The organism is uncultured Methylibium sp., assembly GCF_902826655.1.
In the GTDB taxonomy this organism is placed as follows: domain Bacteria; phylum Pseudomonadota; class Gammaproteobacteria; order Burkholderiales; family Burkholderiaceae_C; genus Methylibium.
The window spans coordinates 1-7,178 of sequence record NZ_CADEFR010000101.1; the positions used below are offsets into that span (position 1 = coordinate 1).

Sequence of the window (7,178 nt, forward strand, 5' to 3'; positions counted from 1 at the left end):
GGCGACCGCAAGGGCATCCAGGACTACTTCAACAACCCGATCAAGGTCTCGATGATGGGCGGCTCGGGTTCGGGCGACTCGTCGAGCGTGGTGCGCGGCGGCGGCAAGGACCTGACGCGCAGCACCGGCCAGGTGCGCGAGGGCGACATCGAGGCGCAGCGCAAGAGCTACAACCTGCAGGCCCTGAAGGCGGCCAAGGAACAGCAGGTCGTCGCCGAGGCCGAGCGCCTGAAGGCGCTGAGCGCCCGCGTCGAGGCGACGCTGGCGGCCGATCCGCGGCTGGCCGAGCTGAAGGCGCAGATCCGCCTCGACATGACGCCCGACGGCCTGCGCATCCAGATCGTCGACGAGCAGAACCGGCCGATGTTCGCGTCCGGCGTGGCCTCGCTGCAACCCTACATGCGCGAGCTGCTGCACACCATCGGCCGGGTGCTGGCCGAGGTGCCCAACAAGCTGACGCTCGAAGGCCACACCGACGCGGCGCCGTTCAGCGCCGGCGCGGCCGGCTACAGCAACTGGGAACTGTCGGCCGACCGCGCCAACGCCTCGCGCCGCGAGCTGGTGGTCGGCGGACTGGCCGACGGGCAGGTGCTGCGCGTGCAGGGCCTGGCGGCGAGTTCGCTGTTCGACCGCGAGCAGCCGCTGAACCCGATCAACCGGCGCATCAGCATCATCGTGATGAACCGCGAGGCCGAGGAGCGCTTCCACCGTGCCGCCCAGGCCGAGCCGCTGCAGCCGCCGCCGCTCGAAGTCGTGGAGGCGGTCGCACAGAGCGCCTCAAGTGCGGCGCCCGCCACCCGATAACCCATCCAGCAAGGGCCGCACGAGCGGCCGGACCCCGATAGCGCGCGAGGACACCGACCATGAGCACCCCCGACCTCAAGTTCCTGATCGTCGACGACTTCTCGACCATGCGGCGCATCGTGCGCGGCCTGCTCAAGGAGATCGGCTACAACAACGCCGAAGAGGCCGAGGACGGCGCCGTCGCGCTGCAGATGCTGAAGAACGCGAAGTTCGACTTCGTCGTCAGCGACATCAACATGCCCAACATGAACGGCTTCGACCTGCTGAAGGCGGTCAAGGCCGACGACAGCCTCAAGCACATCCCGGTGCTGATGGTGACCGCCGAGGCGCGCAAGGAAGACATCGTGCTCGCCGCCCAGACCGGCGCGGCCGGCTACATCGTCAAGCCGTTCACCAAGGCCACGCTGGAGGAGAAGGTCCAGAAGATCATGCAGAAGCTCGGCGCCCCGGCCTGAGCCCCACCCTCACGACTTCCAGGACATCCCCATGAAGATGGACGACACGGCGGTACTGGCTCCGGCGCCCGGCGCGAGCGGTGGCGCCTCGCCCGAGGTGTTCCAGCAACTCGGCCACATCACGCGCCAGCTGCACGACACGCTGTCGCAACTGGGCGTGATGCCCAAGCTGCAGAACGCGGCCGAAGGCCTGCCCGACGCGCGCAGCCGCCTGAACTACATCGCCGAGAAGACCGGCGCGGCCGCCAACAAGGTGCTGAATTCGGTCGACCAGGCCAAGACCGAGCACGCCAGCATCGCCAGCGAGACGCGTCGGATCGCGGCGGCCATGGTGGCCGACCCGGTGAAGGCCGTGGCCTCGGGCGCGCTGATGAACTTCGTCGGTGACGTCGAGGCCGCGACCGCGCGCATCGACCGGCACCTGACCGACATCATGATGGCGCAGGACTTCCACGACCTGACCGGCCAGGTGGTCGCGAAGGTCGTGACGCTGGCCAGCGACCTGGAAGACAGCCTCGTGAAGCTGCTGGTCCAGGCGGCGCCGCCCGAGACCGTGCAGAAGGTCGAATCGATCCTGAACGGCCCGGTGGTCAACCCCGAGGGGCGGGCCGACGTGGTGCAGAACCAGGGCGAGGTCGACGACCTGCTGGCGAGCCTGGGCTTCTAGGCCGCGGTCCGCTAGCTCGGCGCGCGCCAGGCCCAGCGCGGCGCAGGCTGCGCCGGGCGGGCCGGCCGGTAGGCCGAGCGCACCCGCATCGGCGCCTTCATGTCCTCGGGCCACTGCGACAGCGCCACGGGGCGGCTGGCCGGTGCTGCCGGGTCCTCGGCATCGACCGGCGGACGATGGGCTGCCAGCCAGCGGCGCCGCAGCTTGCCGTAGCGATAGAAGTCGGGCTCGCTGATCGACAGCCAGAACAGGCCGAAGGCCAGCAGTCCCAGCAGCATCAGGCTGCCCCCCTCGCGCAGCGGCTCGTCCCACGGACTGAGCAGGCTCCACCCCAGCATCGCCAGCACGGCGAACACCGCCAGGTCGAAGCCCAGCACCGCCGCGGTGCGCGTGAAGCACGGCGCCATCTGGATCCTCAGGGCCTGCGGATCGAGACGGCGCGCCAGGCGCCGTTGCGCCCGGACGGCGAGGCGCCGGATGCCGGCGATTCCCTGCTGTATGACTGTGAGCACTGCGCGACCTCGGATCGAATGCTGTCGGTAGGAGGTCGAAGGTAGCGACTCGTTCAGTGCGCAGCATCCCGCGACTGCAGGGTCCACCACAGGGACGCGGGATTCGGTCACGTGGGCCGGGCAGCGCGTGCTCACCCGCGGCGCGGGACTGAACCCCGCGGCCCTCTTTCGAGTGCCCTCAACTCCGGGGGGAGGGCGTGCACCGGCGCAGGGCCTTTGGCGCTACCGTGGTGCCCATCGACGACGGCAGGGAGACGCAGTCATGAGCAGGCAACTGGTGGGGACGGTCAGCAGCTACAGGCGCCTGGGCAGGCCGTCGCGCCTGCCGACCTTGCGCGTCGGCCATCCCGGCGTGCTGCGCCGGCTGCTGGGCCTGTTCGGCCTCTGATCGCAGGACGGCCTGCCTCGGGGCGGGCCGGTTTCATCTTGGTGGGTGGCTTGCGGCGTCCTGCGGGGCGCCGCTCTCTTTTGTGGCCTCTGCTCAGGCGCCTGGGCCGGTGTCTCCGGGCCCGTCGAGCAGGCGTTCGAGTCGCTGCTCCGCAACGCCGTAGTAGGCCTTGATCTCCCGCACCTGCGCCCGCAGCTCGGCGGGCGACCGCGCAGCGGCCTGCTCGCGCTTCACCGCCAGCACCATCTTGTTCTTGCTGGTGTGCTCGAGCGAAGTGAACTCGAACACCTGGGTGTCGTAGCCCTCGGCCTCGAGCAGCAGGGCGCGCAGGCCGTCGGTCAGCATCTCGGCCTCCTGGCCGAGGTGGATGCCGTGGCGCAGCAGCGGCAGCAGCAGCAGCGGGCTCCTCATCTGCGGCCGCAGTTCCTTGTGGCAGCACGGCGCGCACATGATGATGCGGGCTCCGGCGCGGATGCCCATGTGCATCGCGTGATCGGTGGCGATGTCGCAGGCATGCAGCGCGATCATCACGTCGACCGGCCGCGTGGCGTAGCTGCGGACGTCGCCCAGCTCGAAGTCCAGGCCGTCGAGGCCCAGTTCGCGCGCGCTGCGGTTGCCGAGCGCGACCATGTCCTCCTTGAGGTCGACGCCGGTGACGCGCGCCGGCAGTCCGCGATGGCGCAGGTGCGCGTGCACGGCGAAGGTCAGGTAGCCCTTGCCGGCGCCGAAGTCCAGCACCTGCAACGGCCGATCGTCGCGCGGAGCGGCCAGCGACGGTGCGCCGGCGAGTGCATGGTCCAGCACCTCGACGAACTTGTTGATCTGCTTCCACTTGCGCGCCATCGCCGGCACCAGGCGTTGCGAGGCGTCGGTGACGCCCAGTGCGGCCAGCCAGGGCGCGGCGATGTCCACCGGGCGATGCTTGCGGCGGTCGTGCGATGGTGGCTCCGCGGGACCCGGCGCGTCCGCCTCGGGCAGCGGCACCGGCGTGCGGCCCTGTCGCAGGCTGGCCTTGCCCTTGCGGCTGATGGCCAGCTGCAATTCGCCGCCGCCCTGCGTCAGCAGGTGGGCGTTGTCGAAGTCGCTGTCGAGCAGGGCCTCCAGCGCGGCGAGGCCTTCCTCGACCGGCAGGTTGCGCGTGACGTCCTTCGTGCGGTGCAGGTGATTGAGCGACAGGCAGGGCCGGCCCTTGAGCAGCAGCGGCCGGGCCTGGACGCGCTGCAGGTCGGCGTCCGCCGAGCGCGGTCCGGCGAGGACGAACTTCGTCACCGTGCCCGCGCTCAGGGCGGCACGGGCCGCGTCGAAGAAGCGGCGGCGCGGGTCGGTGGCCGGGGTGGGGGTCGGGGAGGACAAGGCAGGCCGCGGGGAAGACGAAGCGTCGATTGTCCGCCCCCGCGTGCACCGCCGCCTAGCGGTAGCGGGCCGCCGTGATGAACTCCGAGAAGGTCTCGCACCAGACGATCACGGTGGTGTAGCGCGACGGATCGACGCCGGCCGGCAGCGGCACGACGAAGTTCTCGAAGGTCTTGACGTCGCCGATGCGCTGCATCGTCGGCTTGAGGCGCTTGAAGTCGGCCTCGGTCTCGACGAACTCGGGCGACAGGTAGAGCTTGTAGTCCGGGCCCGGCGCGATGCGGCCGACCAGGGTGACGTGCTCGCGCCCGATCGACACGCGGCCCTCGCCCCAGTGCAGCGCGTCGCTGTCCTTCAGCTCGCGCCGGAACGTGCCGCTGAACGCCGCCCCTTCGGACAGGCGCGCGGCTTCGGTGGCCGTGGGCGCATCGGGTGCGATCAGGATCGGCAGCAGGTAGACGCCGGCGGCGAAGCCGACCAGCAGGGCGGTGACATGGGAGACGGCGAGCAGCAGCAGTTTCTTCATCGCGGGTTCCCTGGACGCGTCGGACATCGGTCGTCGACGGGTCGATAATCCTTGCATCATGAAGCTGCGCTTCACCAAGATGCAAGGCGCCGGCAACGATTTCGTCGTGCTGGACGCCACCCGCGAGCCGCTGTCGCTGAGCCCGGCGCAGTTCCGCTACCTGGCGGACCGCCGCTTCGGGATCGGCGCGGACCAGATCCTGATCGTCGGGCCTGCCGACGAGCCGGGCATCGACTTCAGCTATCGCATCGTCAACGCCGACGGCGGCGAGGTCGAGCAATGCGGAAACGGGGCGCGCTGCTTCGTGCGCTACGTGCGAGAAGCCGGCCTGACGAAGAAGACGACGATCCGCGTGCGCACCGCCGGCGGCGTGATCGAGCCGCGCTGGCTGACGGGCGGCTGCGTCGAAGTCGACATGGGCCGGCCGCGGCTGGAGCCGGCCGAGCTGCCCTTCGATGCGGCCGGCCTGGTGCCGCGCGAGGTGAACGGCGCGCCGCTGTGGAGCGTCGACGTGGCAGGCCGCGCGGTCGAGCTGGCGGTCGTGTCCATGGGCAACCCGCACGCCGTCGTCAACGTCGCGCAGTTCGGGACCGACGCACTGAACGACGCCCTGCTGGCCGGATTCGGGCCGCCGCTGGAGCGCCACGCGCGCTTTCCGCAACGCGTGAACGCCGGCTTCATGCAGGTGCTGTCGGCCACGCGCATCCGCCTGCGCGTGCACGAGCGCGGTGTCGGCGAGACCCTGGCCTGCGGCACCGGCGCCTGTGCGGCCGTCGTGGCCGGCGTGCGGGCGGGCTGGCTGAAGGCCGCGACGCCGGTCCAGGTCGAGACCCGCGGCGGCGAGCTGGGCATCGAATGGGCGGGCCGCCCGGACGCGCCGGTGATGATGACCGGCCCCGCCGAGCGCGTGTTCGACGGCGAGATCGAGCTGCCGGAACAAGCGGACTGAAGACCACGAGAGACGAGCAGCATGAGCACCCAGGGCATCACCGAAGACGACATCGCCAACTTCCTGCTGAACACGCCGGGCTTCTTCGAGCGCCACGCCGAAGTGCTGGCCTCGGTGCAGCTGACCAGTCCGCACGGCAACCGCGCGGTGTCGCTGCAGGAGCGGCAGATGGAGATGCTGCGCGAGAAGATCCGCGGCCTGGAGCTGCGGCTGATCGAGATGATCCGCCACGGCCAGGACAACGTCGCCATCGCCGACCGCCTGCATCGCTGGACGCGCGCCATCATGCTGACGACCAACGCCGGCGCGCTGCCCGGCGTGCTGGTGACCGAGCTGATGCACCAGTTCCTGATCCCGCAGGCCGGCATCCGCGTCTGGGGCGCGGCCGACGCCTTCGAGAGCCTGCCGTTCGCGCAGCCGGTCAGCGACGATGTCAAGAGCTTCGCCTCCAGCCTCAGCGTGCCGTACTGCGGCATCAATTCGGGTTTCGAGGCGGCGGGCTGGTTCGACGAGCCGGAGTCGGTGCTGTCGCTCGCGCTGATCCCGCTGCGCTGGGGCCAGGCCACGCCGGCCTACGGCATGCTGGTGCTGGGCTCGCCCGACGCGACCCGCTACACCGCCGACATGGGCACCGAGTTCCTGACGCGCATCGGCGAGATCGCCAGCGCCGGCCTGGCGCGGCTGCTGCCGGTGGGATGAACAGCCCGTGACGACGAGCGCCGACCCGCCGCGCGGCGACGTCGAGCGCCACCTCGAGCACCTGCGCGTCGAGCGGCGCCTGGCGCCGACCACGCTGAAGAGCTATGCCGACGCGCTCGAGAGCCTGCAGGACATGGCGGCGCAGGGCGGCATCGAACTGCGCGCGGTGCAGCAGCACCAGGTGCGGCGCTGGGCCGCGCAGCTGCACGCCAGCGGTCTGGCACCGCGCAGCATCGCGATCGCGCTGAGCGCCTGGCGCGGCCTGTACCGCTGGCTGGGTCGCGAGGGCCTGGTGCGCGTCAACCCGGTCGAGGGCGTGAAGGCACCGAGGGCGCCCAAGCCGCTGCCCAAGGCGCTGTCGGTCGACCACGCGGTGGCGCTGGCCGACCTGGCCCGGCCCGACGCCGACCCGCGGCTGGAGGCGCGCGACCGCTGCATCGTCGAGCTGCTCTATGGCTGCGGGCTGCGCGTCGCCGAACTGGCCGGCCTGGACGTGATGGCCGGCGGCAGCGCGCGCGGCTGGATCGACCGCGCGGACGCCGAGGCGCACGTGCTGGGCAAGGGCAGCAAGCGCCGCAGCGTGCCGGTCGGGAAACCGGCGCTCGCGGCACTGGACGCCTGGCTGGCGCAGCGCGGGACCCTGGCGAGGGCGGACGAGCCGGCGCTCTTCGTCACGCGGCACGGCACGCGACTCACGGCTTCGCAGGTGCGCACGCGCCTGAAGGACCGCGCATTGCAGGCCGGGCTGCCGACGCATGTCTCGCCGCACATGCTGCGCCACAGCTACGCCTCGCACCTGCTGCAGTCCAGCGGCGACCTGCGCGC

Annotated in this window: 10 protein-coding genes; 7 read left to right on the plus strand and 3 right to left on the minus strand. The window is 71.2% G+C overall.

Annotated features, from left to right (window positions below; translation table 11 throughout):
* From motB to QZV97_RS19955, 3 genes are all read left to right on the plus strand, one after another.
* Positions 1-804 (plus strand): flagellar motor protein MotB (motB, locus tag QZV97_RS19945; RefSeq protein ID WP_295646960.1); only part of this gene is annotated, 804 nt, incomplete at its 5' end.
* Between the two features lie 59 nt (positions 805-863).
* Positions 864-1,259 (plus strand): chemotaxis response regulator CheY, encoded by a 396-nt coding sequence (cheY, locus tag QZV97_RS19950; RefSeq protein ID WP_295646963.1) that lies wholly within the window; start codon positions 864-866, stop codon positions 1,257-1,259.
* A 31-nt stretch (positions 1,260-1,290) separates the two neighbouring features.
* A complete protein-coding gene (locus tag QZV97_RS19955; RefSeq protein WP_295646966.1) occupies positions 1,291-1,926 on the plus strand; it encodes a protein phosphatase CheZ in 636 nt (211 codons plus the stop codon).
* Positions 1,927-1,937: 11 nt separating this feature from the next.
* On the opposite strand, the gene QZV97_RS19960 is transcribed toward QZV97_RS19955, so the two are convergent.
* Complete coding sequence (locus tag QZV97_RS19960; RefSeq protein WP_295646969.1) at positions 1,938-2,438, minus strand: hypothetical protein; 501 nt, start codon at positions 2,436-2,438, stop codon at positions 1,938-1,940.
* Between the two features lie 262 nt (positions 2,439-2,700).
* On the opposite strand from QZV97_RS19960, the gene QZV97_RS19965 reads away from it, so the two are divergent.
* Positions 2,701-2,826, plus strand: a complete 126-nt coding sequence (locus QZV97_RS19965) for a hypothetical protein (protein ID WP_295646972.1) — start codon at positions 2,701-2,703, stop codon at positions 2,824-2,826.
* 93 nt (positions 2,827-2,919) lie between these two features.
* Here QZV97_RS19965 and QZV97_RS19970 read toward each other — a convergent pair whose 3' ends face one another.
* Entirely contained in the window at positions 2,920-4,179 is a 1,260-nt protein-coding gene (locus QZV97_RS19970) for an SAM-dependent methyltransferase (protein WP_295646974.1), read from the minus strand.
* A gap of 55 nt (positions 4,180-4,234) precedes the next feature.
* Positions 4,235-4,705 (minus strand): DM13 domain-containing protein, encoded by a 471-nt coding sequence (locus QZV97_RS19975; protein ID WP_295646977.1) that lies wholly within the window; start codon positions 4,703-4,705, stop codon positions 4,235-4,237.
* A gap of 58 nt (positions 4,706-4,763) precedes the next feature.
* On the opposite strand from QZV97_RS19975, the gene dapF reads away from it, so the two are divergent.
* The 3 genes from dapF to QZV97_RS19990 all read left to right on the plus strand — a co-directional run.
* Positions 4,764-5,654, plus strand: coding sequence for a diaminopimelate epimerase (gene dapF / locus QZV97_RS19980; RefSeq protein ID WP_295646981.1), 891 nt, complete (start codon positions 4,764-4,766; stop codon positions 5,652-5,654).
* Between the two features lie 21 nt (positions 5,655-5,675).
* Positions 5,676-6,353, plus strand: coding sequence for a DUF484 family protein (locus QZV97_RS19985; RefSeq protein WP_295646984.1), 678 nt, complete (start codon positions 5,676-5,678; stop codon positions 6,351-6,353).
* 7 nt (positions 6,354-6,360) lie between these two features.
* Positions 6,361-7,178: tyrosine-type recombinase/integrase (locus tag QZV97_RS19990; RefSeq protein ID WP_295646988.1), on the plus strand; the 818-nt coding region annotated here is incomplete at its 3' end.